The sequence below is a fragment of the Streptomyces sp. NPDC005962 genome, assembly GCF_040629205.1.
Lineage (GTDB): Bacteria > Actinomycetota > Actinomycetes > Streptomycetales > Streptomycetaceae > Streptomyces.
Map to the genome: position 1 here is coordinate 146,898 of NZ_JBEXVE010000011.1, position 24,661 is coordinate 171,558.

General features: G+C 72.5%; 19 protein-coding genes and 6 tRNA genes. 9 read left to right on the top strand and 16 right to left on the bottom strand.

What is annotated here, in order from left to right; genetic code table 11:
• Nucleotides 1-27: 27 nt before the first annotated feature.
• The 7 genes from ABZ370_RS20240 to ABZ370_RS20270 all read right to left on the bottom strand — a co-directional run bounded on the left by ABZ370_RS20240 (nucleotide 28) and on the right by ABZ370_RS20270 (nucleotide 7,548).
• Nucleotides 28-2,775, bottom strand: coding sequence for a Tat pathway signal sequence domain protein (locus tag ABZ370_RS20240; RefSeq protein WP_358622536.1), 2,748 nt, complete (start codon nucleotides 2,773-2,775; stop codon nucleotides 28-30).
• 86 nt (nucleotides 2,776-2,861) lie between these two features.
• Nucleotides 2,862-3,473, bottom strand: coding sequence for a hypothetical protein (locus ABZ370_RS20245; protein ID WP_358622539.1), 612 nt, complete (start codon nucleotides 3,471-3,473; stop codon nucleotides 2,862-2,864).
• An 11-nt stretch (nucleotides 3,474-3,484) separates the two neighbouring features.
• Nucleotides 3,485-4,351: a carbohydrate ABC transporter permease gene (locus tag ABZ370_RS20250; RefSeq protein WP_358622855.1), complete on the bottom strand. Its 867-nt coding sequence runs from the start codon at nucleotides 4,349-4,351 to the stop codon at nucleotides 3,485-3,487.
• 17 nt (nucleotides 4,352-4,368) lie between these two features.
• Nucleotides 4,369-5,409: a sugar ABC transporter permease gene (locus ABZ370_RS20255; protein ID WP_358622542.1), complete on the bottom strand. Its 1,041-nt coding sequence runs from the start codon at nucleotides 5,407-5,409 to the stop codon at nucleotides 4,369-4,371.
• 11 nt (nucleotides 5,410-5,420) lie between these two features.
• Nucleotides 5,421-6,704: a sugar ABC transporter substrate-binding protein gene (locus tag ABZ370_RS20260; RefSeq protein ID WP_358622544.1), complete on the bottom strand. Its 1,284-nt coding sequence runs from the start codon at nucleotides 6,702-6,704 to the stop codon at nucleotides 5,421-5,423.
• 225 nt (nucleotides 6,705-6,929) lie between these two features.
• Nucleotides 6,930-7,001, bottom strand: a tRNA-Val gene (locus ABZ370_RS20265).
• Nucleotides 7,002-7,092: 91 nt separating this feature from the next.
• On the bottom strand, nucleotides 7,093-7,548 hold the full coding sequence (locus ABZ370_RS20270) for a TIGR02611 family protein (protein ID WP_358622547.1): 456 nt from the start codon (nucleotides 7,546-7,548) through the stop codon (nucleotides 7,093-7,095).
• Between the two features lie 190 nt (nucleotides 7,549-7,738).
• Here ABZ370_RS20270 and ABZ370_RS20275 point away from each other — a divergent pair, with 190 nt between their 5' ends.
• Together ABZ370_RS20275 and ABZ370_RS20280 are read left to right on the top strand one after the other, a co-directional pair.
• On the top strand, nucleotides 7,739-8,152 hold the full coding sequence (locus ABZ370_RS20275; RefSeq protein ID WP_003959770.1) for an SsgA family sporulation/cell division regulator: 414 nt from the start codon (nucleotides 7,739-7,741) through the stop codon (nucleotides 8,150-8,152).
• A 276-nt stretch (nucleotides 8,153-8,428) separates the two neighbouring features.
• Nucleotides 8,429-8,992: a CGNR zinc finger domain-containing protein gene (locus ABZ370_RS20280; protein ID WP_358622550.1), complete on the top strand. Its 564-nt coding sequence runs from the start codon at nucleotides 8,429-8,431 to the stop codon at nucleotides 8,990-8,992.
• Between the two features lie 283 nt (nucleotides 8,993-9,275).
• On the opposite strand, the gene ABZ370_RS20285 is transcribed toward ABZ370_RS20280, so the two are convergent.
• On the bottom strand, nucleotides 9,276-9,746 hold the full coding sequence (locus ABZ370_RS20285) for a hypothetical protein (RefSeq protein ID WP_358622552.1): 471 nt from the start codon (nucleotides 9,744-9,746) through the stop codon (nucleotides 9,276-9,278).
• Nucleotides 9,747-9,880: 134 nt separating this feature from the next.
• On the opposite strand from ABZ370_RS20285, the gene ABZ370_RS20290 reads away from it, so the two are divergent.
• The gene (locus tag ABZ370_RS20290) at nucleotides 9,881-10,393 is read left to right on the top strand and encodes a DsbA family protein (protein WP_358622555.1); all 513 of its coding nucleotides are present in this window, start codon (nucleotides 9,881-9,883) and stop codon (nucleotides 10,391-10,393) included.
• 8 nt (nucleotides 10,394-10,401) lie between these two features.
• Here the strand turns inward: ABZ370_RS20290 and ABZ370_RS20295 are convergent, their stop codons facing one another.
• The 3 genes from ABZ370_RS20295 to ABZ370_RS20305 all read right to left on the bottom strand — a co-directional run bounded on the left by ABZ370_RS20295 (nucleotide 10,402) and on the right by ABZ370_RS20305 (nucleotide 13,259).
• The gene (locus ABZ370_RS20295) at nucleotides 10,402-11,247 is read right to left on the bottom strand and encodes a GNAT family N-acetyltransferase (RefSeq protein ID WP_358622558.1); all 846 of its coding nucleotides are present in this window, start codon (nucleotides 11,245-11,247) and stop codon (nucleotides 10,402-10,404) included.
• 96 nt (nucleotides 11,248-11,343) lie between these two features.
• Complete coding sequence (locus ABZ370_RS20300) at nucleotides 11,344-12,165, bottom strand: aminodeoxychorismate lyase (protein ID WP_358622561.1); 822 nt, start codon at nucleotides 12,163-12,165, stop codon at nucleotides 11,344-11,346.
• Entirely contained in the window at nucleotides 12,162-13,259 is a 1,098-nt protein-coding gene (locus ABZ370_RS20305) for a chorismate-binding protein (RefSeq protein WP_358622564.1), read from the bottom strand. Before ABZ370_RS20305 ends, ABZ370_RS20300 begins: the two co-directional genes overlap by 4 nt.
• A gap of 158 nt (nucleotides 13,260-13,417) precedes the next feature.
• On the opposite strand from ABZ370_RS20305, the gene ABZ370_RS20310 reads away from it, so the two are divergent.
• The 5 genes from ABZ370_RS20310 (at nucleotide 13,418) to ABZ370_RS20330 (ending at nucleotide 13,866) form a co-directional block, all read left to right on the top strand.
• Nucleotides 13,418-13,490, top strand: a tRNA-Gly gene (locus ABZ370_RS20310).
• A 28-nt stretch (nucleotides 13,491-13,518) separates the two neighbouring features.
• Nucleotides 13,519-13,589, top strand: a tRNA-Cys gene (locus tag ABZ370_RS20315).
• A gap of 1 nt (nucleotide 13,590) precedes the next feature.
• Nucleotides 13,591-13,662 (top strand) — tRNA-Val (locus tag ABZ370_RS20320).
• A 49-nt stretch (nucleotides 13,663-13,711) separates the two neighbouring features.
• Nucleotides 13,712-13,783, top strand: a tRNA-Val gene (locus ABZ370_RS20325).
• Nucleotides 13,784-13,794: 11 nt separating this feature from the next.
• Nucleotides 13,795-13,866: transfer RNA gene (locus tag ABZ370_RS20330), tRNA-Val, on the top strand.
• Nucleotides 13,867-14,096: 230 nt separating this feature from the next.
• On the opposite strand, the gene ABZ370_RS20335 is transcribed toward ABZ370_RS20330, so the two are convergent.
• Both ABZ370_RS20335 and ABZ370_RS20340 read right to left on the bottom strand, forming a co-directional pair.
• On the bottom strand, nucleotides 14,097-14,303 hold the full coding sequence (locus ABZ370_RS20335) for a hypothetical protein (protein WP_358622566.1): 207 nt from the start codon (nucleotides 14,301-14,303) through the stop codon (nucleotides 14,097-14,099).
• Nucleotides 14,304-14,564: 261 nt separating this feature from the next.
• Nucleotides 14,565-14,801: a hypothetical protein gene (locus ABZ370_RS20340; protein WP_055557600.1), complete on the bottom strand. Its 237-nt coding sequence runs from the start codon at nucleotides 14,799-14,801 to the stop codon at nucleotides 14,565-14,567.
• A gap of 272 nt (nucleotides 14,802-15,073) precedes the next feature.
• Between ABZ370_RS20340 and ABZ370_RS20345 the strand changes: the two genes are divergently transcribed.
• Complete coding sequence (locus tag ABZ370_RS20345; protein WP_358622568.1) at nucleotides 15,074-16,423, top strand: serine/threonine-protein kinase; 1,350 nt, start codon at nucleotides 15,074-15,076, stop codon at nucleotides 16,421-16,423.
• A 995-nt stretch (nucleotides 16,424-17,418) separates the two neighbouring features.
• Here ABZ370_RS20345 and ABZ370_RS20350 read toward each other — a convergent pair.
• From ABZ370_RS20350 to cobT, 3 genes are all read right to left on the bottom strand, one after another.
• The gene (locus tag ABZ370_RS20350) at nucleotides 17,419-18,237 is read right to left on the bottom strand and encodes an RNA methyltransferase (RefSeq protein ID WP_358622570.1); all 819 of its coding nucleotides are present in this window, start codon (nucleotides 18,235-18,237) and stop codon (nucleotides 17,419-17,421) included.
• Nucleotides 18,238-18,306: 69 nt separating this feature from the next.
• Nucleotides 18,307-19,518, bottom strand: coding sequence for a uroporphyrinogen-III C-methyltransferase (cobA, locus tag ABZ370_RS20355; protein ID WP_358622573.1), 1,212 nt, complete (start codon nucleotides 19,516-19,518; stop codon nucleotides 18,307-18,309).
• A 121-nt stretch (nucleotides 19,519-19,639) separates the two neighbouring features.
• A complete protein-coding gene (cobT, locus tag ABZ370_RS20360; protein ID WP_358622575.1) occupies nucleotides 19,640-24,430 on the bottom strand; it encodes a nicotinate-nucleotide--dimethylbenzimidazole phosphoribosyltransferase in 4,791 nt (1,596 codons plus the stop codon).
• Nucleotides 24,431-24,661 lie beyond the last annotated feature (231 nt).

Genomic DNA, 24,661 nt, shown 5'->3' on the forward strand with positions numbered 1-24,661 from the left:
AGTGTCCCCAGCGTGCGGCGGCCTCCGCTAGCCGGACAGCTTGTCCCCCACCAGCGCGAGGTTCTGGATCGCGGCGAGGCCGTACTGCGCGGTGGCGTTGGTGCTCACCCAGGCCGCCTCGACGCCGGGCACGAGTACGTCCGGGCCCTCCACCTTGGCCGTCTTCCAGCTGACGGAGGCGTCCGGGTAGCCGTCGCCCTCGTGGTATTCGGTGAACTTCTGCCAGGCGCGGGCGGCCAGCTGCTCGTCCTTCAGCTGTACGGCGGCGTACGCGTCGAGCCGTGAGTGGCCCTGGACCAGGATCAGCGAGCCGAAGTCGGTGCCGTAGCGGGCCTTCTGCTCGGCCTTGGTGGCGTTGAAGTAGCGGCAGTAGTCGAGCCAGGCCTCCTTGAACTTCGGCAGGTCGATCAGGTCGATGACCTCGGCGCACACCTCGACCAGGCCGAAGACGGCGGACAGGTGGGAGACGCTGACCTTGGGTTTGTCGTCGATGGCGTACTTGCCGGTGTCGAGGTCGTACAGCGCGGCGCCCTGGACGAAGCCGTTGGTCTGGGCGGCGATGGTCTCCATGGTGCTGCGCAGCCGGGCCTCGGCCTTGTCGGCCTGGGGTCCGCGCCGCTCCCATTCGGTGAGCCAGGCGCCCGCCAGTCCGCTCCAGTCGGTGCCGAAGCCGATGGACAGGGCGTGCCGGTCGGGCTTGTAGTCGGGGTCGGGGCGGACCTTGCGCTGCGGGTCAAGGACGAGGAAGGACTCGTCGGAGTCGACGAGGGCGTGCATGATGTCGCCGATCCGCTCGTCGGCGGTGAGGAAGTAGAGGTAGCGGCGGTAGAGGGCGGTGGAGATGCGCTGCTGCTTGGCGCTGTCGGCGAAGTGCTGGACGCCGTGGCGGGTGCCCAGCCCGGTCCACTTGCCGAGGTGGTAGGCGTCGACCTCGCCGGTGTGCCGGGTCATGGCCTCGGCGAAGCGGTAGATGTCGGAGCGGCCGGAGCGCAGATACGCGAGCCAGAGCCACAGGTCGGGTGAGAGTTCGGAGTTGTCCCAGGCGTAGCCGCCGACGTCGTATCGCCACTGGTGCCGGTTCTCGTCGTACGTGTGCATGATGTCGCCGTAGTCCCAGAACCCGTACCAGCGGCGCTGTTCGACCTGGCCCTTGTGGTACTCGAAGAGGAAGTCGAGCCGGTCCTCGATCTTCGCCTTGGCGGAGGTGGAGCGGTCGACGGGCGAGAAGAGGCCGCCGAAGACCTTGGCGCGGACCAGGTCGGCGGGGCCGCAGACGAGTTGCGGCGGGGTGCGCAGGGCGGCGGCCTGCTGGACGAGGGTGTCGGCGCCGGGGGTGGCGGCGTTGGCCCAGAAGGTCAGCTCGCTGGTGCGGGCGATGCCGTACGGGGTGCCGAACTTCGGCTCGTAGTCCTCGTACGTGATGTTGAGGCCCTCCAGCTGTTCGGCGTAGGTGTCCTGGCCCAGGCCGTCGTGGTAGAAGCGCAGGTCCATGGGCTGGGCCTCGGGGGACCAGAGCCACAGGGTGACCTCGGCCTCGTCGCCCGCCGCGCCGCGGATGTCGAGCTGGGCGGGGAACTTCTCCCAGAAGTCGCGCAGTCCGAAGGAGAGCCCGCCGCTGACCCCGCCGACGTAGCCGAAGCCGGACGCCCGGCGTCCGCCGCCCGCGGGAATCCAGCCGTGGCCCGGCTTGGTGCGCTTGCGCAGGGCGAAGCCGTCGGCGGAGAGCTGGGAGAGGGTGTAGTCGCCCCAGGTGGGGATGAGGTGCAGCCGGCTGGTGACCCGCTGGTCCCAGGTGGCGGGGTCGGCCAGCTTCTCGCCCTTGACCTGGGCCGCGCGGACGCTCGCGCCGGGGTCCCGGCGCAGTCCGGTGATGCCCTTGACGGCCTCGGTGAGGAATCCCTTGTCCTCGCCCGCGATGCGGATGTGGCGGTCGTACGCCTCGTCGCGCATGGGCACCGAGAAGCGGACGCCGAGACCGCGGATGAAGTCTTTATCCTGGTCGCCGTCGAAGGTGATCGTGTGCACCATGCGGAACGAGTCGGCGCCCGCGTAGAAGTAGAGCCGGACGCTGAAGGGGAGCCAGCCGCGGCCGCCCTTGCGGTGCTTGCCGTCGATGCGGACGACGGCGCGGACGGGGCCCTTCTGCTCGACCTTGGCGGCGCTGATCTCGCCGTCGAACCGGTCCCACTTGGCGCTGCCGTGGTCGCCGTCGTCGATGTCGCCCTGACGGAGCAGGACGAGGCGGCCGTCGCGGGCGATCTCGGTGGAGCCGCGGGTGACGGAGCGTACGAGCTTCTCGCCGTCCTTGCCGATCACGGCCTTGATCACGCCGGTGTCGACGGTGATCCTGCCGCCCTTCTCGGAGACGGTGACCTTCTTGGCGGGTGCGGCGGGCGCACCGGTGGTGAGCTGGTACGCGGTGCCGCCGCCCAGCCCCTCCCCCGCCGCGTGCGCGGTCCACTTGAGGGAGCCGTCGGGCCAGTAGGCGGTGGCCCAGGTCTGCAGGGGGACGTCCTTGCCGTCGGCGGTGGTGAGCGCGAACGCCTGGTCGCCGGGGTGGGCGCCCTTGGGCCAGGGGACGCCGAAGGTGCTGCCCGCGGCGGCGCCGAGGCCGCCGTCCTCCAGCCAGCTGATCTTCACGGGTTCGCCGGTGGCCTTGTCCCGCTCCGCGGCTGCCGCCCGCGGGGCGTTCTGCGCGAGCATCCAGGAGAACGGGACGGCCGCGCCGGTGGCGGTGGCGGCCTTGAGGAGGTTGCGCCGGGGAATCGGGGGCATGTCGCTCTCACCTTTCGTACGACGGCTACGGGGGGCAGGTGCATGACATCTACGAGATGGCGGCGACGGGGCCGGGCGCCGCCGGGTCAGACGCGGGCGCGGCGCTCGACCGCGACCGCACAGGCCGCGAGGGCGCCCACCGCCGGGGCGGTCAGCGGCAGCATCTGCCAGGCGGCGACGGTGACCACCGCCAGCCCACCGGCCAGCAGCAGCGATCCGCCCGGGTCGGCGGCCAGGCCACGGCGCACGGCGGTACGGGCCGCCGCGGCCCAGCCGGTGCCCGGCCGCCAAGCGGCGGCCGTCCGCAGCCCCAGGACGATCACCGTGAGCGTGCCCGCCACGCTCACGGCGATCAGGGCGGGCCCGCCCGGCAGGGCTCCGGTGCGGGCCACGCGCAGATCGAAGGCGAGCAGCGCGAGCGCCGCCCACCACAGCAGGGAGAACCGCCAGCCGCTACGGGTCGCCTCCCGCACCCCGGAACCGAAATCCCGCAGCGTGGAACGCTCCCCGTCCAGATGGCGGCGCAGATGCGCGCATCCGGCGGCGAACGACGGGAGCAGGGTGAGGAGCGGCAGCGCGGCGAGCACCACCCAGACCCCGGTCAGCAGGCATTCGGCGAACAGCGAGAAGCGCACCAGCCGCCGCGAGGGCCGCTCGGACGTGCGTACCGACCTCTCACGTGCCCGGCGTCGCTCCATGACGGCTCCCCTCAGCCCTTCAGCCCGGAGGTCGAGGCGCCCTCGACCAGATAGCGCTGGAAGGCGAGGAAGAACAGCAGCACCGGCAGCAGGGCCACCAGCGACATGGCGACCATGCCTCCGTAGTCGGCGACGCTGTCCTGGTCGATGAAGAGCTTCAGCCCCATCGAGACCGTGTACTTGTCGGGCTCGTTGAGATACAGCAGCGGGCCGACGAAGTCGTTCCAGGACCAGATGAAGGTGAAGATCGCGCTGGTGATCAGGGCCGGGCGGCACAGCGGCAGCACGATGTTCCAGTAGATGCGCAGGTGACCGCAGCCGTCCAGCCGCGCCGCCTCGTCCAGCTCGCGGGGCAGGCCCCGCATGAACTGCACCATCAGGAAGACGAAGAAGGCGTCCGCCGCCAGGTACTTGCCGAGCAGCAGCGGGACATAGGTGTTGATCAGCTCCATCTTCTGGAACAGGATGTACTGCGGAATGATCAAGATCTGGAAGGGCAGCAGCAGGGTCGAGATCATCAGCGTGAACAGCACGTTCCGCCCGGCGAACCGGATTCTGGCGAACGCGTACGCCGCCAGCGAGCAGGAGAACAGGACCCCGATCACCGAACCGACCGCCAGGAAGAGCGAGTTGGTGAAGAAGGTCGTGACGGGGACGTCCGCGATGCCGTCGCCGAGCCTGCGGTAGTTCTCGGTGATCGGATCGGTGGGCAGCAGCTGAAGGCTTCCGATGATCTGGTCGCCGGGCTTGAACGACCCGCCGATCACCCACACCACGGGGTAGAGGATCACGGCCAGCACGGCGAGCGCGCCCACGTGCCAGACGGCCGGGCGGAACCGGCCCCGCCGCGTGCCGGTGAGGGACTTCGAGCCCGTCAGGGAGGTCGAGGGAGTGGTCACCGGGCGTCCTCCTCGTAGTGCACCCAGCCGCGCTGGGTCTTGAACAGCACCGCGGTCACCAGGCCGATGCCGAGCATCAGCATCCAGGCCATCGCGGCGGCGTAGCCCATGCGCAGGTTCCGGAAGCCCTGTTCGTACAGGTACCAGCCGTAGACCAGAAGCGAGTCGCCCGGGCCGCCGGTGTTGGTGCCGGAGCCCGCGAGGACGACGGCCGAGGTGAAGACCTGGAAGGAGTGGATGAGTTCCAGCAGCAGGTTGAAGAAGAGCACCGGGGAGATCATCGGCAGGGTGATGGAGCGGAACCGCCGCCACGCCCCCGCGCCGTCCATCTCGGCCGCCTCGTACAGTTCGCGCGGGACCTGCTTCAGCCCGGCCAGGAAGATCACCATCGGGGCGCCGAACTGCCAGACGGTCAGCGTGATCAGCGTGGGCAGGGCCCAGTCCGGGTCCCCGATCCAGCCGCCGACGTCCCAGCCGAACAGACTCATCGACTTGTCGACGATCGCGTCGTCGTTGAAGATCGCCCGCCAGACGATGCCGATGCTCACGCTCGCGCCGATGAGCGAGGGCGCGTAGAACGCCGAGCGGTAGAAGCCCTGCCCCTTGCGGGGCTTGACCAGCAGCAGCGCCACGCCGAGCGCGACCAGCAGCTTCAGCGGAGTGCCGATCAGGACGTACTTGAGCGTCACCTCGACCGACGTCCACCACCGGTCGTCCTCGAACATCTCCTGGAAGTTCTTGAACCCGACCCACCGGGGCGAGTCGAAGAGGTTGTAGTCGGTGAACGCCAGATACAGCGAGACCAGCATCGGGCCGAGCGTGAGCAGCGCTATCCCGACGCACCAGGGCGTCAGGAAGAGATAGCCCGCCAGGGTCTCCCGGCGGCCGGACCGCCGCCCGGCCGCCGGGTCCGGAGCGTACGGGGCGTCCGGCCCGGCACCCTCGCGGGCCCCGGGCCGGGGCGCGGCGGCCGAGCGGTCCGCCGCTGCCCTGGCCGCCGCCCCCTTGGCCGCCGCGCGCGTCGTGGTTCGTGTCACGGAAGCTCTCCTCACGAGCCGAGCGCGGATTCCGCCTCGTCGAAGAACTGGTCCACGGCCTTGTCCACCGAACTCTGGCCCACCGTGACATCGGCGTAGGTGCGCAGGAAGGCGGCCTCGGCGACATCGGTGCCGGCCGGATGCGGAGTGATCGGCTCCAGCTTGTCGCTCACGCTCTTCTCATACGCGGCGATCTTGGCGTCGACCCCGGTGGGCTTGTACGCCTCGTCCTGGGCGGTGGTGGCCGGGATGCCGCGGTTGTAGCCCATGATCTTGCCGACCTCGGGGTCGTGCGTCATGAAGTCGATGAGCTGGGCGACTTCCTTGGGGTGCTGGGTGCGGGCGGAGCCGCTGAGCATCAGCGAGGAGAGGTACTGGGCGGTCCGCTTGCCGTCCGTGGTGGGCAGCGGCCCGAGTTCGAGGGGCGTCTTGGTCTCGGCCGCGAAGCGGACCAGGAAGTTGTCCCAGGTGAACTCGGCGGCCGACAGATCGGCGCTGATCGTCGCCTTGGGCTTGGCCTGTTCGGTCTTCTTGCCCGGCACCAGCTCATCCGCCTTGGCGTGCTGCTGCCAGGTGTTCCACCACTGCTTGAGGTCGTCCTTGGTGAAGCCGAGCTTCTTGTCCTCGGTGAAGAACGCCTTGCCGTGCTGGCGCAGATACAGGTCGTACAGGTACATCACACCGGCGTTGTCGCTGGAGCCGTAGAGGGTGCCGTCGGACTTCCGTACCTTCTTGGCGGCGGCGAAGAACTGATCCCAGGTCCATCCGTCCTTGACGGTGATCCCCGCCTTCTTGAAGGCGGCCGGGTTGTAGAAGAAGCCGAAGGTATTGGCGCCGACCGGTACGCCGTAGAGCTTTCCGTCGATGTCCCCGGATTTCTCCAGGCCGTTCCGGAAACCCTTCAGATTGAGATTTCCCGCCTTAACCTGCTGGTTGAGATCGAGCAGCAGATTCTTTTCTCCGTACTTGCGCAGGAAGGCGTATGAGTTCTGGAAGACATCAGGTGCGTTGCCGCCCGCGGCCTGGGTGTTGAACTTGCTCCAGAAGTCGGCGTATTCGGCGAAGTCCGTCTTCACGGTGATGTTCGGGTGCTTCTCCTCGAAGAGCTTCACCGTCTTCTTGATCATGACGGACCGGTCCTTGGCGCCCCACCAGGCGTAACGGATGGTCACCTTCCCGCCGGACGAGCTGCCGCCGTCGCCGCCACAGCCGGTGGCCAGCAGCCCCAGCGCGACCAGACCCGCCGCGGCCCCCCGAAGCCCTCTCGGCCTTGCCGTCCATCCCCGAGCACTCATGACACGCCCCTCCCGGGCAGGTCTGTCCGACTGCCCCAGCACCAAGCTTGAAACGTTTTAGGTAAGCGCTTGCCGGGCTAAGCTAGAGATCGGCGACCGGTACGTCAACGGTTCGGACAGGATCGATGCGGAAGCGCTTCAACGGCGGCGGCGCCCACAGACTTCAGGACATGCGAAAACGCCGAGGGCCCGGAGGCGTGAAGCCTCCGGGCCCTCGGTCCGGGGTGGGCGATACTGGGTTCGAACCAGTGACCTCTTCGGTGTGAACGAAGCGCTCTCCCACTGAGCTAATCGCCCGGGCGCACGGCCAACATTAGCGTATGCCGGACCGTGCTCATGACCATCCCGACCAGCCCGGGGCCCGGACCGATCGGGAGGCCGCCGGCCGTCACTCCTTGATCTTCCAGGGCATGACGAGGCCGAACTTCCACGCGTACACCGTCACCGCCACCGCACAGATCACCAGCCCGATCGTGGTCAGGATGATGTTCCGCTTGCGCACCTTCGGGTCCAGGGCGCGCTGGGCGGCCTCGGTGACCTTGCGCTTGGTCCAGCGCAGCACCAGCTGCGCCCAGACGAACTCGGTCGCCCAGATCGCCATCCCGCCGAAGATCACCAGCCATCCCGGGCCGGGCAGCGGCAGCATGATGATGCCCGCCACCACGACCGCGAGCCCCACGATGAAGACCCCGACCTGCCAGCTCAGGTGCAGCGTGCGCGACCGCTTGATGAACTGCGGCGCCCGGGAGCCGAGAACCGGCTCCTCCGACGCGCCATCCCCCGTGGCGACCTCGGGTACCGGTGGCACGGCACCCGCGTGTCGCTCGTCACTCTCCGCATTCATGTGACCCAACCTACCCGATCCGCTGAAGTCACTGTAATGGCGGCACCGGCGGGTCGGCGGCTCGGCCGCTGGAGCTATCGGAAGACCCGCAAAACGGTCAGAGGGGTTTACAACGGCACCGTAGGTGGCATGTCGATTTCGCCGACGTGCGAATCCCCGAGCGCACACTGAGCGAAAGGCCCTGGCGCTTATGAACACCACGGTCAGCTGCGAGCTGCACCTGCGCCTCGTTGTGTCGAGCGAGTCCTCACTGCCTGTACCCGCGGGACTGCGGTATGACACGGCCGACCCTTACGCCGTGCACGCCACCTTCCACACCGGAGCCGAAGAGACGGTCGAATGGGTGTTCGCCCGCGATCTTCTCGCCGAGGGCCTGCACCGGCCCACCGGTACCGGCGACGTCAGAGTGTGGCCATCCCGCAGCCATGGCCAGGGCGTCGTCTGCATCGCCCTGAGCTCCCCGGAGGGGGAGGCTCTGCTCGAGGCCCCGGCGCGGGCCCTTGAGTCGTTCCTGAAGCGGACCGACGCCGCTGTGCCACCCGGCACCGAACACCGCCATTTCGACCTCGACACAGAGCTCTCCCACATCCTGGCGGAGAGCTGAGACCCGACGAGAGCTGAGCGCGGCCGTCCGACTCGGGGAGACGGCGCGAGCCGGGACGCGAGATTCCGGTAGTGATCCCGGTAGTGACAACCCGGCAGTGACAACCCGAAAAAATGGCAGAGGCAGGCGGCGGTGCCGCCGGCGCGGTACCGTCCGCGCCGGCGGCACCGTCGCGTCACCGTCCGTGTCACATCCCGGCCCCGGCGCCGCTAGAGTCGAGCACATCGGAGGGGCAGTCGAGGAGCACCGCCGACCCAGCGGGCCAGGGAGCCAATCGTGCTGATCAACCACGACACCCGGTGCGCGCTCGACGCGGTCGTCGACCTGGTGAACACCACGCCCGGGGACGGGAGCGAGGACCGGCTCGCGGACGTCGCCGCGCTGCGCCGGTTCGTCGAGCGCAACGTCATCAGCGACATCGGCACGCTCGGTGAGCGCGATCTGGCCGCCGCACGGTCCGTACGGGCCCGGTTCGCCGAGGTCTTCGCCACGGCCGGCAGCGGCACCCGGCACACCGCCGAGCTGCTCAACACGATGATCGCGGCGGCCGGGACCACACCCCGGCTCACCGATCACGACGGCTACGACTGGCATGTGCACTACTTCGCCCCGGGAGCGTCCCTGGCCGACCATCTCGCGGCCGACGGCGGCATGGCGCTGGCGTTCCTCGTGGTGGCGGGCGAAGAGGAGCGGCTGCGGCGCTGTGAGGCCCCGGACTGCCGGTTCGCCTTCGTGGACCTGTCGCGCAACCGCTCCCGGCGCTACTGCGACAGCCGCACCTGCGGGAACCGGCTGCATGTCGCCGCGTATCGCGCGCGGCGCAAGGAAGCCGCGAGCTGAGCCGCGGGGGCGCGCGGCGGGGCGGCGAGCCGCCGCCGGTTCGTCACCATCGGTAGAGGTCATGGAGCGCGGTACCGAAGAGCAGCATGCCTATGAAGGCGAGGAAAAGCATCAGCGGCGGCTGGGACAGGGCGAACAGACAGCCGCGCGGCTCGTCGCTCGTTGGTACAGGGGGTCCTTCGATAGGGGATTGCTCCCCGGGTGATTGCAGCATCTCGCCGGAGATCATGACGCAGCCAGAACAGCCGCTGCGACCGACGAGCGTTTTTTGATCGGGAGCTTGTCAGATTCCGTGCTTTTTGAGAATGGCCTCGATGTCTGAGAAATCTTCTGTTCCGGAGCTGCTTCGGGTGGCGGGTTTCGGCTTGTCCGCCGCCTTCCCTCCGGTGGCTCCGCGACCGGGCCCCAGAGCGGGTTCCGAGGCCCCCGGGGCCACCGCTCCGTCCCGCTCGGCCCGCTCCGCGGCCGCCGCCGCGCGCCGCTCCTTGCGGGTGCCGCCCGCCCGGCGCTCGGCCGCCCGGCTCACCGTGAACAGCAGCCAGGAGACCCCGAGCACGCCGAAGCCCGCCCAGACGCTCGGCTTGAAGACCAGATCGGTCAGCCAGTCCAGGACGCCGGTCATCGCCAGGCCCACCGGAAGCAGCGCGTAGGCCGCGATCCGGGCCGCGGCCCGGAAGCGCTTGCGGTACGCGGTCAGACCCGCGATGCCCAGACCGGTCGCGGACAGCGCGACGCAAATCGTGTCGGTCAGCATCGGTTCCTCCCGCCGATGGGTTGCGCAGTATGTCCATCCTGCACCCCACGGGTCGCCACGAGCCACAGCCGGGGCGCGGGATCAGGGTCATCTCCGGGTACGGAGGAGTCCGCGGGGGCTGGAAGACTGGCCCCATGAGCGACACCGATCCCGCCCGACCCGTACTCGACGTGTGGTGCGAACTCCAGTGCCCCGACTGCCGTACCGCGCTGACGGACGTACGCGCCCTGCGCGAGCGATTCGGCGACGCCCTGGACATCCGGCTGCGGCACTTCCCGCTGGAGCGCCACAAGCACGCCCACGCGGCGGCGCAGGCCGCCGAGGAGGCCGTCGCGCAGGGGCGGGGCTGGCCGTACGTCGAAGCGGTGCTGGAGCGCACCGAGCAGCTCGGCGCCCGGGGTGAGCTGCTGCTCGTCGACGTGGCGCGGGAACTGGGCCTGGACGCCGAGGAGATGGACACCGCGCTGATCGACGGGCGGCACATCCTGATCGTCGACGCGGACCAGGCCGAGGGCAAGGCGATCGGGGTGACCGGCACCCCGACGTACGTCATCGGCGGGGAGCGGCTGGACGGCGGGAAGAGCCAGGAGGGGCTGCGGGAGCGGATCGGGGAGATCGCGGCCCGGCTGCTGGCCGAGCGCGGCTAGTCCAGCGCTCAGAGCAGTTCCTTGATGAGGTGGTACTCCACCGCCTCGTAGCCCAGTGACTCGTACAGCCGCAGCGCCGGGGTGTTCCCGCCGAAGACGTGCAGGCCGAGCGTGCGTGCCCCGGCGGCCACGCTGTCGCGCTCGGCGGCCAGCATCAGGGTGCGGCCGTGGCCGCGGCCGCGGTGCTCCTCGGCGACCTCGACCGAGTAGACGAACGCCTCGCCCCGCTCCTGGGCGTCCGGCTCCCCGGCGCGCAGCGCGATCCAGAGGGTGCCCACGTCCGTATCCCCGTGGGCGAGGACCCGCAGCACGGTGCCGGGGGTGGCGAGGCCGTGCGGCAGCAATCTCGCGTAGTCGGTGTCCGCCTTGGTCTGGGCCTGCTCCCGGGTGAGCCCGCTCTTCAGCACGCTGACGACGTAACGGGCCTGCTCATGGGCGTGCCAGGCCGGGTAGTCCGTCTCCCCCATGGCCCGTATCGCGCTGCCCGGCGGCAGCTCGGGGGGCTCGGCCAGCGGTTTGACCATGTTGCGGCCGCGCTCGCGGTAGCCGAGCGCGGCCGCGAGCCCGAGGGCGGTCGCGGCCTGCGCGGGCACGCTCACCACCAGCCGGGTGCAGCGCCAGCCGCGCAGCACCTCCTCGGCGGCGAGCGCGGCGACCGTACCGCGGCCGCGGTGCCGGTCCGCGGTGTCGATGTGGAGGTGCTCGATCCGCCCGACGGACGGGCCCATCCGGGCGTCCGTGGTGAGCCGGACGCTGCCGACGGGGCGGCTGTTGACGCACACCTCGTACGAGCGCGCGCGCCCGCCGTCGTCGGTGTGCCGCTCGGGCGTGGTGGGTCGCAGGGTGGTGGTCACGATGGTGTTGTACCGGGCCGCGGGGCGCACGTCACCAGGTTTACGCCGGTTCGTTCCCCGCCCCCGGCGGGCCGGCCCCGCCGTCCCCGGGCGCGGTCACGGGTCGATGTCGGAGGCGGCCCGCTCGGTGAAGATCCGCATGGCCTTGGCGGTGACCGGTCCGGGCGTGCCGGGCACGATCCGGTCGTCCACCTGCCGTACGGCCTGGACGTCGCGGGTCGTGGAGGTCAGGAAGATCTCGTCGGCCCGCTCCAGAACGTCGAACGGCAGCTCGGTCTCCCGGGCCCCCACCCACTCCAGGGCGAGGGCGCGGGTGATGCCCGCGAGGCAGCCGGAGGCGAGCGGCGGGGTGTGGAGTTCGCCGTCGAGGACGACGAAGACGTTGGAGCCGGTGCCCTCGCACAGCCCGCCGACGGTGTTCGCGAACAGCGCCTCGGTGGCGTCGTGTTCCCGGGCGCGGGCGAGCGCGACCACGTTCTCGCCGTACGAGGTGGTCTTGAGGCCGGTCAGCGCGCCACGCTCGTTGCGGGTCCAGGGGACGGTGACCACGGACGTGGTGTCCGCCCGGCGGTGGGTCTCGACGAGCGCGACGACGAGCGTGGGGCCCGCCGTGCCCCGGTCGGAGCCCAGCGGCGAGAGCCCTCCGGTGTAGGTGATCCGCAGCCGCCCGAGCGGCATGGGGTTGTCGGCGAGGACCGCCTCGCAGGCCCGCCGCACCTCGTCGAGGTCCGGCTCCTGCAGGCCCAGGCCGTGTGCGGAGCGGGCCAGCCGGTGGAGGTGGCGGGTGAGCGCGAAGGCGCGGCCGTCCACCGCCTTCACCGTCTCGAAGACGCCGTCGCCGACCGTCAGCCCGTGGTCGAAGACCGACACCTGGGCGCTGTCGGCTTCGCGTAGAGATCCGTCGAGCCAGATCGTCACCGCATGGTCCTTCCCGTCGGCTGCTGTACTTCCGACGCTACCGCGAGCAGTCGCGCCGCCTTGAGTTCGGTTTCGTCCCATTCGCGGTCCGGGTCGGAGCCCCAGGTGATCCCGGCCCCGGTGCCGAACCGCAGCACCGCGTCGCCGGGGGACGGCCGGTCGATCCAGAAGGTGCGTATCCCCACGGCCAGCTCGCCGGTGCCACGGTCCGCGTCCACCCAGCCGATGCCGCCGCAGTACGGGCCGCGCGGCGCGGTCTCCAGCTCCCCGATGACGCGCAGGGCGCTGGACTTGGGCGCGCCCGTCACCGACCCGGGCGGAAAGGTCGCCGCGAACAGCTCCGCCCAGCCTGTCTCCGGCGCGAGCTCGCCACGGACCGTGGAGACGAGGTGCACCAGCCCCGGATGCGGCTCGACCGCGCAGAGCGCGGGGACGGTCACCGAGCCGGTGGCGCAGACCCGTCCCAGGTCGTTGCGGACCAGGTCCACGATCATCACGTTCTCGGCGTGGTCCTTCTCCAGCAGGTCTTCCGGGCGGCGCCCGGTGCCCTTGATCGGCCCGGACTCGACGGTCCGGCCGGTGCGGCGCAGGAACAGCTCGGGCGAGGCCGTGGCGACCTCCACGCCGTGTTCCGGCAGCCGCACGGTGCCCGCGTACGGGGCCGGGTTGCCGTGGGCCAGCAGGGCGGTCAGCGCGTCCACGTCCGCCGCGTACGGGTCGGGCAGCGGCGCGGAGAGCACGCGGCACAGATTGGCCTGGTAGACCTCGCCCGCCGCGATGTGGCGGCGGACCCGGCGGACCCCCTCGGTGTACCCGGCCCGGTCGAGCGAGGAGGTCCAGTCGGTGGGCCGGGGGCCGCGCCAGGTGCCCTGTGCGGGGCCCTGTGCGGGGGCGTTCTGTGCGGGGGTGGGTGGGCGGCCCGGCGCCGGGTCGCGGCGTACGTCACCGAAGCGGGCGCAGACCACACGTCCCTCGAAGTCCGCGACAACAGCCCAGAAACCCTCGGTGTCCAGAGCCGAGGGATCGCTCGTCACATCGCGCAGGTCGGTGGCGAGCAGGCCACCGAAGCGGGCGAGAGGGGGCAGGTCGTGCACGCTTGCGAGTCTATGGCGCCTGGTCACAGGGGTCGCGGGAGGGACCTCGGTGGGCGAGCAGCGCAGCACGCTGCGGAAACGGAATTTGAGCTGGCCCCGGAATCCGCTAGAGTTCAACACGTCGCCGGGACGCGGAAGCGCCCCGGGAAACGGCATCTGCGGACGTGGCTCAGTTGGTAGAGCATCACCTTGCCAAGGTGAGGGTCGCGAGTTCGAATCTCGTCGTCCGCTCGAAGTGGGGGTTCACGCCCCTGCGCCTGGTGGAGTGGCCGAGAGGCGAGGCAACGGCCTGCAAAGCCGTCTACACGGGTTCAAATCCCGTCTCCACCTCGGACGATTAGCTCAGCGGGAGAGCGCTTCCCTGACACGGAAGAGGTCACTGGTTCAATCCCAGTATCGTCCACTCGGGACCTTCGCGGTCCCACCTCCGGGGCCCTCGTGGCCCCACACCCGCGCGATTAGCTCAGCGGGAGAGCGCTTCCCTGACACGGAAGAGGTCACTGGTTCAATCCCAGTATCGCGCACGCAGTCCCCGGGACGATTAGCTCAGCGGGAGAGCGCTTCCCTGACACGGAAGAGGTCACTGGTTCAATCCCAGTATCGTCCACACCGATCGGCGAAGGGCCGGAGCGAGACGCTCCGGCCCTTCGCCGTGTGTGGGTGCCGTGTCGTGTGTCGTGTTCAGTCTGTTCAGCGGGAGAACGCGCCCCAGAACGGCGCGAGCCCGGACAGCTCCCCAGCTGTCCGGGCTTCGTGCCGTCCGCCGCACCCCCGTCCCCACGGGGTTGATGGCCAGGATTGTCCCCGGCCCGGGCCGCTCTCCCGGGCCTGGAGCGCTCAGCGCCCCAGCATTCCCGCCACGGACGACGCCTGTGTGACGACGGCTTCCCAGCCGCCGAACGCGATGCTCAGCAGGATGGCCAACGGCAGCACCATGGCTGCCGCGACCAGGGGATGGCGCGTGCCCGTCTGCGGGCTGCCGAACGCGTCGAGGGCGCGGTGCCTGCGTGCCCTGACGACTGTGCGACCCAGCGTGTGCGCCATCGTCCTTCCTCCGTCACATCTGCAGCGGCGAGCGTCTGACCTCGGGGGACGAGTGCTGCGCCCGCCGCTTGACCTCAACATTAGGCGCGCGCCCCGGTGCGCGGCGTCATGCCCTCGTACCGCTTGCCGGGCCTCCCGGAGGATGACGCCGGACCGGGCCTCGTACTCCCCTGGGTGGAGAAATTCGCCCGGCGCTTGGGGTCTTCCCGGAGGGGTCCCCCGGAACGGGTCCTTCCGGGGGCGGAACGGGCCCCACGGAGGCTACTCACGGTCCCCGTCCGCGCCTCGCGGAACCGGCTGTTCCACCAGCGCCAGGACCCGGTTCGCCATGAAGCGGGCCGTCCGCACCACGGACCCGTTTCGGGTGACTTCGCTCACTTCCACCACCCCGCGCCGGACCGCCGTCTCGACCCGGCGCCCCGCCCTCCCGGCCACCACTTCGTACGTCCGCGTCGTGTCGCCCGCGTCCACCACTATCTCCACACGATCACCCTTCACGGTCTCAATCCCCCTTCTGAGACGGTCTTTTGAGGTCACGCACGTGCAGACCGAGGCACGGATTGCCACCATTCCGGCCTACTTCTCCAGGATCTCAGGCACCACTGACAATCCGTGGGCCGACGCATGCGCGGCCTCTCAGCGCGCGGGGCCGTCAATCCGTAAGCTGTGCACGTCAGACGGACGGCAGTGGACCGGCAGCAGACGGCAGCGGTTGGGGCTCCCCGCCAAGGGGTTAGGGAAGGGCTCCCCACCGGAGGTAGGGGACGGACATGGCGATGATGCGGCTCCGGCGCGAGGACCCGCGTGTCGTCGGCTCCTTCCGGCTTCACCGGCGGCTCGGTGCGGGCGGTATGGGGGTCGTCTACCTGGGGTCCGACCGGCGTGGGCAGCGGGTGGCGCTCAAGGTCATCCGGCCGGATCTGGCGGAGGACCGGGAGTTCCGGTCGCGGTTCGCCCGCGAGGTGTCCGCCGCGCGGCGGATTCGCGGCGGCTGTACGGCGCGGCTCGTGGCCGCGGACCTGGAGGCCGACCGGCCGTGGTTCGCCACCCAGTACGTGCCCGGCCCCTCCCTGCACGACAAGGTGAACGAGGAGGGCCCGCTCCCGGCCGCGCACGTCGCGTCCGTCGGGTCCGCGCTGGCCGAGGGGCTGTTGGCGGTGCACGAGGCGGGGGTCGTCCACCGCGACCTCAAGCCGTCGAACATCCTGCTCTCCCCCAAGGGCCCCCGCATCATCGACTTCGGCATCGCCTGGGCCACCGGCGCCAGCACGCTGACCCACGTCGGCACGGCCGTCGGCTCCCCCGGCTTCCTCGCGCCCGAGCAGGTGCGGGGCGCGGCCGTCACCCCGGCGACCGACGTCTTCGCGCTGGGCGCCACGCTCGCGTACGCCTCGACGGCGGATTCGCCGTTCGGGCACGGGAGTTCCGAGGTGATGCTGTACCGCGTCGTGCATGAGGAGCCGCAGCTGCTCGGTGTGCCGGACGCACTGGCTCCGCTGCTGCACGCGTGCCTCGCGAAGGACCCGGAGGACCGGCCGACGACGCTGCAGCTCTCGCTGCGGCTCAAGGAGATCGCGGCGCGGGAGGCTCACGGGCAGGGCGCGGCCGGTGTGGCTCAAGGGCCCGGCTCACCCCACTCGCCCCACTCGCCCCACTCGCCGCATGGGCATGCTTCGGACGGGCGTCCTGTGGGGCGGCGGGCCGACGCGTACGCGGACCAGCACACGGAGCGCCGATCGGGGGCGGGTACGCCGCCTCGGGGCGCGGCGGCGCCGCGGGCGTCGTCGCCGCGGTCGGGGCCGTCCGGTACGGGGTCGTCGTCGCGTACGGCGGGGCGCAACACCCCGGCGCGGGCTCCGGCGCCGCGGCGCGGCGGCCAGCGGCCTCCGGCCCGTACGGTCCGCACCTCCCCGAACGGCCGCCGTCCCGGCGGCCCGGACCGGCTGCGGCTGATGCGGCAGCGGCTGACGGTGTTCGTGGTGGTGACGCTGCTGGTGGCGCTGGGCATCGCGGCCGCGCAGGGCTGCCAGGGGCCGTCGCGCGGCCTGGGCGTACCGACGGCGCCTACGGCGCCGGGGGCGCCTCGGGCGGCGGAGGCAGAACCCCAGGGCGGCCTCTGACCCGGCTGGGCGGCGGTGGTCGGTTCGCTTGGGGTGGTGGGTGCCGGGTGCGGGGCCTCCGGGACAGGGCCCTGGACTCGTATATTTTTGGCGCCACCGCCGTAGAACGTGGGGTGGGCCGGGAGTAGGCGCCACAAATACACGTCATCGTCCAGCACCCCACCCCTGCGACCCCACCCCCTCCCGCCGGTGACCCGGGCCCCGTCCACCTCCGGCCCGCCCGGCGGCGAGCAACCGGACGGGGATGGCCACGGCCCAGCCCGGCCCGCTTCCGATCCGCCGGGTGGCAGGGGACGCCAGGCGAGCGCGGGCACGCCCCCACCCCCAGCGACCCCAACCCACGATCCAGCTCCGGCCCGCCCGGTGACGGGCGGCCAGGCGGGGGCGGGCACGGCCCAGCCCCTCCCGCAGGTGGCCCCGGCCCCGGCCCGTTTCCGTCCCGCCCGATGCCGGGGGCGCCAGGCGGGGGCGGGCACGGCCCTGCCCCTCCCGCCGGTGGCCCCGACCCACAATCGGCCCCGGCCCGCCCGGTGACGGGCGGCCGGGCGGAAGTGGCCACAGCCCAGCCCGGCCCGCTTCCGTCCCGCCCGGTGGCGGGGAGCGCCCGGCGAGGGTGGGCACGGCCCCGCCCCCTCCCGCCGGTGGCCCCGGCCCGCGATCCGGCTCCGGCCCGCCCGGTGGCGGGGGGCGCCGGGCGGGGGTGAGCACGGCCCGTTTCCGTTCCGTCCGGTGGCGGGGGCGCCAGGTGGGGTGGGCGCGGTTTCGCGGTCGGGCGTCGTGTCGCGGCTCTCCGTCGGGGCCCGGCCTCAGGGCGGGGTCGTTCGTTGGGGTGGATGTGCCCCGGGTTGTGGGCAATCGTTCCGCTGGGGCGGAACGGGTGGGCACAACCCGCCCACCGGGCCGCGCCCGGCGTCGAAACCCGAGCCGCTCGCTGGGCGGCGGGTGCCGGGGGCCGGGGTGTCCCCGGTTTCGGGAAGGGGCGGGGCAGGGGCGCGCTACGGGGTGGGGCGGCCCGTGGTGACCGCGTAGAAGGCCACCGCCGCTGCCGCGCCCACGTTGAGGGAGTCGACGCCGTGGGCCATGGGGATGCGGACCCATTCGTCGGCGGCCATGAGGGCCTGGGTGGAGAGGCCGTCGCCCTCGGCGCCGAGCATCAGGGCGACGCGGTCGAGGCGGTGGGGGGCGGCGTCGTCGAGGGAGGTGGCCTTTTCGTCGGGGGTGAGGGCGAGGATCTTGAACCCCGCGTGCCGGACCGCTTCGAGACCGCGCGGCCAGGTCTCCAGGCGGGCGTACGGGACGGAGAAGACGGCGCCCATGGAGACCTTCACGGAGCGGCGGTAGAGGGGGTCGGCGCAGTCCGGGGAGAGGAGGACGGCGTCCATGCCGAGCGCGGCGGCGCTGCGGAAGATGGCGCCGATATTGGTGTGGTCGTTGACGGACTCCATGATCACGACGCGTCGGGCGCCCCCGAGGAGTTCGTCGGCCTCGGGCAGCGGTTTGCGCTGCATGGAGGCGAGGGCGCCGCGGTGGACGTGGTAGCCCGTGACGCGTTCGGCCAGTTCGGGGCTGGCGGCGTAGACGGGGGCGGGGACGTCCTCGATGACGTCGCGCATGACGTCGACCCACTTGGACGACAGCAGCATCGAGCGCATCTCGTAACCGGCGAGGCGGGCTCGCCGGATCACTTTCTCGCCCTCGGCGATGAACAAGCCTTCGGCGGGCTCGCGCTTGCGTCGTAGCTCCACATCGGTCAGACCCGTGTAGTCGCGCAGCCGCGGGTCGTCGGGATCATCGACGGTGATGAGATCAGCCACTTGAGTGATACTGCCTTGTCCTGGATGCCGTGCCAATGCGGCGGCGTGAGGAAGTTACCGGTGGTTACGTCAGCGGGAGCCGAGGGCCACCACATCGCCGACGACGATGACGGCCGGAGGCCGTACGCCCTCGGCGGCGACGGTGTCCGCCACGGTGGCCAGGGTCGCGTCCACGCGGCGCTGGGCGGCGGTGGTGCCCTCCTGGATGACGGCGACGGGGGTGTCCGGGCCCCGGCCGTGCTGGACGAGGGCGGCGGCGATGGCGCCGATCTTCTCGACGGCCATCAGGAGGACGAGCGTGCCGCGCAGGCTGGCGAGTGCGGACCAGTCGACGAGGGAGCGGGGGTCGTCGGGGGCGACATGGCCGCTGACCACAGTGAACTCATGGGCGACCCCACGGTGGGTGACCGGGATTCCGACGGCGGCGGGGACGCTGATGGAGCTGGAGATGCCGGGGACGACGGTGCAGGGGATACCGGCCTCGGCGAGCGCCTCGGCCTCCTCCATGCCGCGGCCGAAGACGAACGGGTCGCCACCCTTGAGCCGGACGACCGACTTGCCCGCCTTGGCGTGTTCGATCAGCGCGTTGTTGATCGCCTCCTGGGCCATGAAGCGGCCGTAAGGGATCTTCGCGGCGTCGATGACCTCGACGTGCGGGGGGAGTTCGTCGAGGAGGTCGCGGGGGCCGAGCCGGTCGGCGACGACCACGTCCGCCTCGGCGAGCAGGCGGCGGCCGCGTACGGTGATCAGGTCCGGGTCGCCGGGGCCGCCGCCCACCAGGGCGACGTGCGGGCCGCGGGTGCGGTGGCGGGGGGCGGCGAGGGTGCCGTCGCGCAGGCCCTCCACCACGGCGTCGCGCACGGCGGCGGAGCGGCGCGGGTCCTGTCCGGTGAGCACGGCGACGGTGACGCCCTCGCTGCGCCCGGTGGCCGGGGTCCAGGCCGAGGCGGCCTCGGCGTCGTCGCTGCGTACGCACCACACCCGGCGCGCCTCGGCTTCGGCGGAGGCGGCGGCGTTGGCGGCCGGGTCGTCGGTGGTGATCAGCGCGTACCAGGCGCCCTCGAAGTCGCCGTCCCGGTAGCGGCGGCGCTCCCAGCGCACCTCCCCCGCCTCGGCCATGGCCTCGACGGAGGGCGTCGCGGAGGGCGAGATCAGCAGGACGTCCGCGCCCGCGGCGATCAGCGCGGGCAGCCGGCGCTGGGCGACCTGGCCAGCACCGAGGACGACGACGCGCCGCCCCGTGAGGCGCAGTCCGACCGGGTATGCGAAGTTCTCGGACATGGCGGTGCGGCTCTCCTCATGCGAATGCCTGCCGCTGCGGCGCTGGAGCGGCTGATCAAGTGGTGCTGATCATGTGGTGGGGCGTGGCCCCCGCCGACACCTTACGTGGCGGGGGCGCACGTCAGTTCTTCTCCGTGACTCCCGCGGAGTCGAACGTGGCCACCTCGTGCATCGCCCGCGCGGCGCTCTGCACCACGGGGAGGGCGAGCAGGGCGCCCGTTCCCTCGCCGAGGCGCAGGTCCAGGTCGACCAGGGGGCGCAGGCCCAGCTTGTTGAGGGCCGCGACATGGCCCGGCTCGGCGCTGCGGTGGCCCGCGATGCACGCGGCCAGCACCTCGGGGGCGATGGCGCGGGCGACCAGGGCGGCGGCGCCCGCGCTGACCCCGTCCAGGATGACGGGGGTGCGCAGGGAGGCGCCGCCCAGCAGCAGCCCCGCCATCGCGGCGTGTTCCAGGCCGCCGAACGCGCAGAGGACGGCGATGGGGTCGGCGGGGTCGGGCTGGTGCAGCTCCAGCCCGCGCCGTACGACGTCGATCTTGCGCGCGTGCATCTCGTCGTTGATGCCGGTGCCGCGGCCGGTCACCTCGGCCGGGTCGGCGCCGGTGTAGACGGAGACCAGGGCGGCCGAGGTGGTGGTGTTGGCGATGCCCATCTCACCGGTGAGCAGCGCCTTGTTCCCGGCGGCGACCAGGTCGCGGGCGGTCTCGATGCCCACTTCGAGGGCGCGCAGCACCTCTTCGCGGGTGAGGGCGGGGCCGGTGGTGAAGTCGCCGGTCCCGGGCCGGATCTTGCGCGGCAGCAGACCGGGGGTGGAGGGGAGTTCGCTCGCCACGCCCACGTCCACGACGCACACCTCGGCGCCGACCTGGCTCGCGAAGGCGTTGCAGACCGCGCCGCCGCCCAGGAAGTTGGCGACCATCTGGGCGGTGACCTCCTGCGGCCACGCGGTGACGCCCTGGGCGTGCACCCCGTGGTCGCCGGCGAAGATCGCGACCGAGGCGGGCTCCGGAATCGGCGGCGGGCACTGCCGGGACAGGCCGCTGAGCTGCGCGGAGATGATCTCCAGCATGCCGAGCGCGCCGGACGGCTTGGTCATCCGCTTCTGCCGCTCCCACGCCTCGCCGAGCGCCTTGGCGTCCAGCGGACGGATGCCCTGGAGGGTCTCCGTCAGCAGGCTGTGCGGGTCCTCGCCGGGCAGCGCGCGCCGCCCGTACGTTTCCTCGTGGACGACCCACGACAGCGGGCGGCGCTTGGACCACCCGGCCCGCAGCAGCTCCGGCTCCTCCGGGAACTCGTCCACGTACCCGACGCACAGGTACGCCACGGCCTCCAGGTGATCCGGCAGCCCGAGCGTACGGACCATCTCGCGCTCGTCGAAGAAGCTGACCCAGCCGACGCCGAGCCCTTCGGCGCGGGCGGCGAGCCACAGGTTCTCCACGGCGAGCGCCGAGGAGTACGGCGCCATCTGCGGCTGGGTGTGCCGCCCGAGGGTGTGGCGGCCGCCGCGGGTCGGGTCGGCGGTGACGACGATGTTGATCGGCGTTTCGAGGATCGCCTCGATCTTCAGTTCCTTGAACTGCTTGGCCCGGCCCTTGGGGAGCGACTTGGCGTACGCGTCGCGCTGGCGCACCGCCAGCTCGTGCATGGTGCGCCGGGTCTCCTCGGAGCGGATGACGACGAAGTCCCACGGCTGGGACTGCCCCACGCTGGGCGCGGTGTGCGCGGCCTCCAGTACGCGGCGCAGCACCTCGTGCGGGATGGGGTCGGGCCGGAAGCCGTTGCGGATGTCGCGGCGCTCGCGCATCACGCGGTGGACGGCGGCGCGCTCGGCGTCGTCGTACCCGGCGTCGGCGCGGGGGCCGACGCCGATGCCGACCGGCTCGGATTCCGGCTCAGCGTCGTCCGCGTCTTCCTTGTCCCCGTTTTCCTGTTCGCCGGATGCCTCCGCGCCCTCGCCTTCGGCCGCGTTCTGGGCGTCGGCTCGCGCGTCCGTCGCGGCCTCAGTCGCTTCGTCCTCGGGCGCGGTGGCCTCGGTGTCGGAGGGTTCCACGGCGTCCGCCTCGGTCTCGGACGCTTCCGCGTCGACAGCTTCGTTCTGCGGGGCCGGTACCTCGGCGGGCATCTCCGAGGCGGTGGCCTCCCCCTCGGGTGCCTGCGGCTCGGCGGCCGGGGGCTGCGCCTCGGCCTCCGGCGCCGGGACCTCGCCCGAGGCGGACGGGTCGCCCGCGGCCTCCTCGGCTGGGACGGGCTCGGCCTGCGCGTCGGCCTCCGGGACCGCAGCCGGGTCGCCCGGGGCCTCTGCCCCGGCCGCCTCAGCGGGGGCAGGCTCGGCCTGCGGCTCGGCGGGCGCGTCAGCCTCGTCGGCGACGGCCGAGTCAGCCGGGGACTGCGCCTCAGCCTCCGACGCCGGGACCTCGCCCGCGACGGGCGCGGGCTGCGCGTCGGCCTCCGAGGCCGCAGCGTCCTCGGCAGCAGCCGAGTCGGCCTGCACGTCGGCATCCGGGGCCGCGTCGGCGACAGCCGGATCGACGGGGGCCTGCCCGTCGGGCTCCGAGGCCGGGCCCTCACCTGCGACGGACGGGTCGCCCGGGGCCTCTGCCCCCGGCGTCTCGGCGGGGGCAGGCTCGGCCTGCACGTCGGCCTCCGGGACGGGGGCCGCGTCGGCGGCAGCCGGGTCGGTCGGGGACTGCGCCTCGGCCTCCGGCGCCGGGTTCTCACCCGCAGCGGCCGGGGCGCCCGAGGTGTCCCCGGCGGGGGCGGGCGCGGACTGCGCGTCGGCCTCCGGGACCGGGGCCGCATCGGCGGCAGCCGGGTCGACGGGAACCTGCGCGTCGGCGTCCGACGCCGGGATCTCACCCTCAGCGGCCGGGTCGCCCGGAGCGTCCCCGGCGGGGGCGGGCTCGGACTGCACGTCGGCCTCCGGAACCGGGGCCGCGTCGGCAGCAGCCACGGACTGCGCCTCGGCTTCCGACGCCGGGATCTCACCTGCGGCGGACGGGTCGCCCGAGGCGTCCCCGGCGAGGGCAGGCTCGGCCTGCACGTCGGCCTCCGGAACCGGGGCCGCGTCCGCAGCAGCCAGGTCGGCCGGGGACTGCGCGTCGGCGTCCGACGCCGGGATGTCACCCGTAGCGGCCTGGTCGCCCGGGGCGTCCTCGGCGGGGACGGGCGCGGACTGCGCGTCGGCCTCTGGGACGGGGGCCGCGTCGGCGGCAGCCGGGTCGACGGGGGCCTGCGCCTCGACCTCCGAGGCCGGGAGCTCACCTGCGGCGGACGGGTCGCCCGAGGCGTCCCCGGCAGGGACGGGCTCGGACTGCACGTCGGCCTCCGGGGCCGCGTCGGCGGCAGCCGGGTCGACGGGGGCCTCCGGGACCAGAGCCTCGGCCGAAGCCGACGGGGCGCCCGGGGCGTCTGCCCCCGGCGTCTCGGCAAGTGCCTGCTCAGGCGTGGCCTGCGCGTGGGCTTCCGGCGTAGGGGCCTCGCCCGGGGCGGACGGGTCGGCCAGGGCTTCTGCCCCGGGCATCCCGGCGGGAACGGGCTCAGCATGCACGTACGCGGCCTGCATGTCGGCGGGCTCGGCCTGCGCGTCGAAATCCGGGGCCTGGGGCGCGTCGGCGACAGCCGGGTCGACCGGAACCTGCGCGTCGGCGTCCCACTCCGGGGCCTCGGCGAAGGCGGGCTCGGCAAATGCCTGCCCGGCCGCGGCCGCCTCGGCGGCAGCCAGGTCGGCGGCGGCCGGGTCGATGGGGGCCGGGGACTGCTGGGCCGTGTCGGCGACTATCGGGTCCGCGTAGAGGTGGGGGGCGTCCTCGTGGGGGATCTGGGCCGGGATGACGGCGTGGGGGCCCGTGTGGAGCTGGTCCGGGGTGACACCCGGCTGGATCTGTGCCGGGATGTCGACGTGCGGTTGCCCCGGCTCCATGAGCGGCGCTCCGCCCTGGGGCGGGATGGTCACGGCCGGGTCTGCGTACCCCGGGTCGGCGTAACCGGGGTCGGCGTAACCCGGGTCCGCGTACCCCAGGTCCATCGCCATCGGCTGCTCCCCGAGACCGACCGTTTCTGCTGGTGCGGGCAGGGGCGCGGGCGGCGGCTGGGGGTCCCAGGCGTCGCCGGGCGGCGGGGCGTCGCCGATCTGCGGCATGTCGGCGAGCTGCGGGCCCGGGAGCGTGCCGGAGTCCTCCGGCTGAGGCTGGGGCTGGGGCTGGGTGGCGAAGTACTGCGGCCCGGCGGCGTACTCGGGGGCGCTGGCGTAGTCGGCCCCGCCGGTGTACTCGGGCTCGGGCTCGGGCGGGGGCGCCTGCGGGGGCTGCTGGACGGGCGGGGCGGTGTTCCGGCCCGCGGCCGGGCCACGGTCGGCGAGGGAACGGACGATGCCGCCGCCGGAGGTGTGGTCGGGCACGGGCGGGCCCATGTGCAGGGGGCGGCGGGCGGGCGTGGGGGGCGCGGCGTGCGCCGGGGGCTGCGGTGCGGGCTGCTCCGCCGCCGGGTGCTCGACCGGCCCTGCCAGCGGCTCGGCCACCGGCTGCGGCTCCGGCATCTGCGTCTCGGCGTACGCGGCCATGCCGGGGTCCAGCACTCCGCCCTCGTACATCCCCTGCATCCCGTAGTCGGGCTGCTGCGGGTACTGGGTCTGCATCGGGTTCTGCATGGCCTGCATCTGCTGCTCGTACTGTGCCTGCTGCTCGCTCCAGGCGCCCTGAGCGCCCGGCATCAGCAGCAGGTCGTCCTCCTCGCCGCCGGTTTCGGGGCCGTCGAGGAAGGGGTATCCGGCGCCGGGCACCACACCGGGCTGCGGCTGTTCGATGTAACCGGCGTCGGCAGGCGGGGAGTGGACATCCGCCGGGTGCGGTTGTCCGAGTCGTCCGCCTGCGTTCTCCGGCAGTCCCTCGCCCGGGACCTGGCCGGTGTCGGTCATGCGTACCCCTCGCCCATCGCTAGTGCTCCTTCCAACCGCCTACCGCCGGGAGCAAGCCCCGTGAGCAAGAACGAGCGTGCGCCGTGCGCGGCACGTGGCACGCCCGAGGCTTGCCCACCGCGACCCGGTAAGAAAGGGGCACATTCCGGCCTTTGGCCGATAAAGCGCCGAACACCGGGCAGCGGCACAGGCAGTACAACGATCCGCCAGCCTACCCCGCGCGGCCCTTCC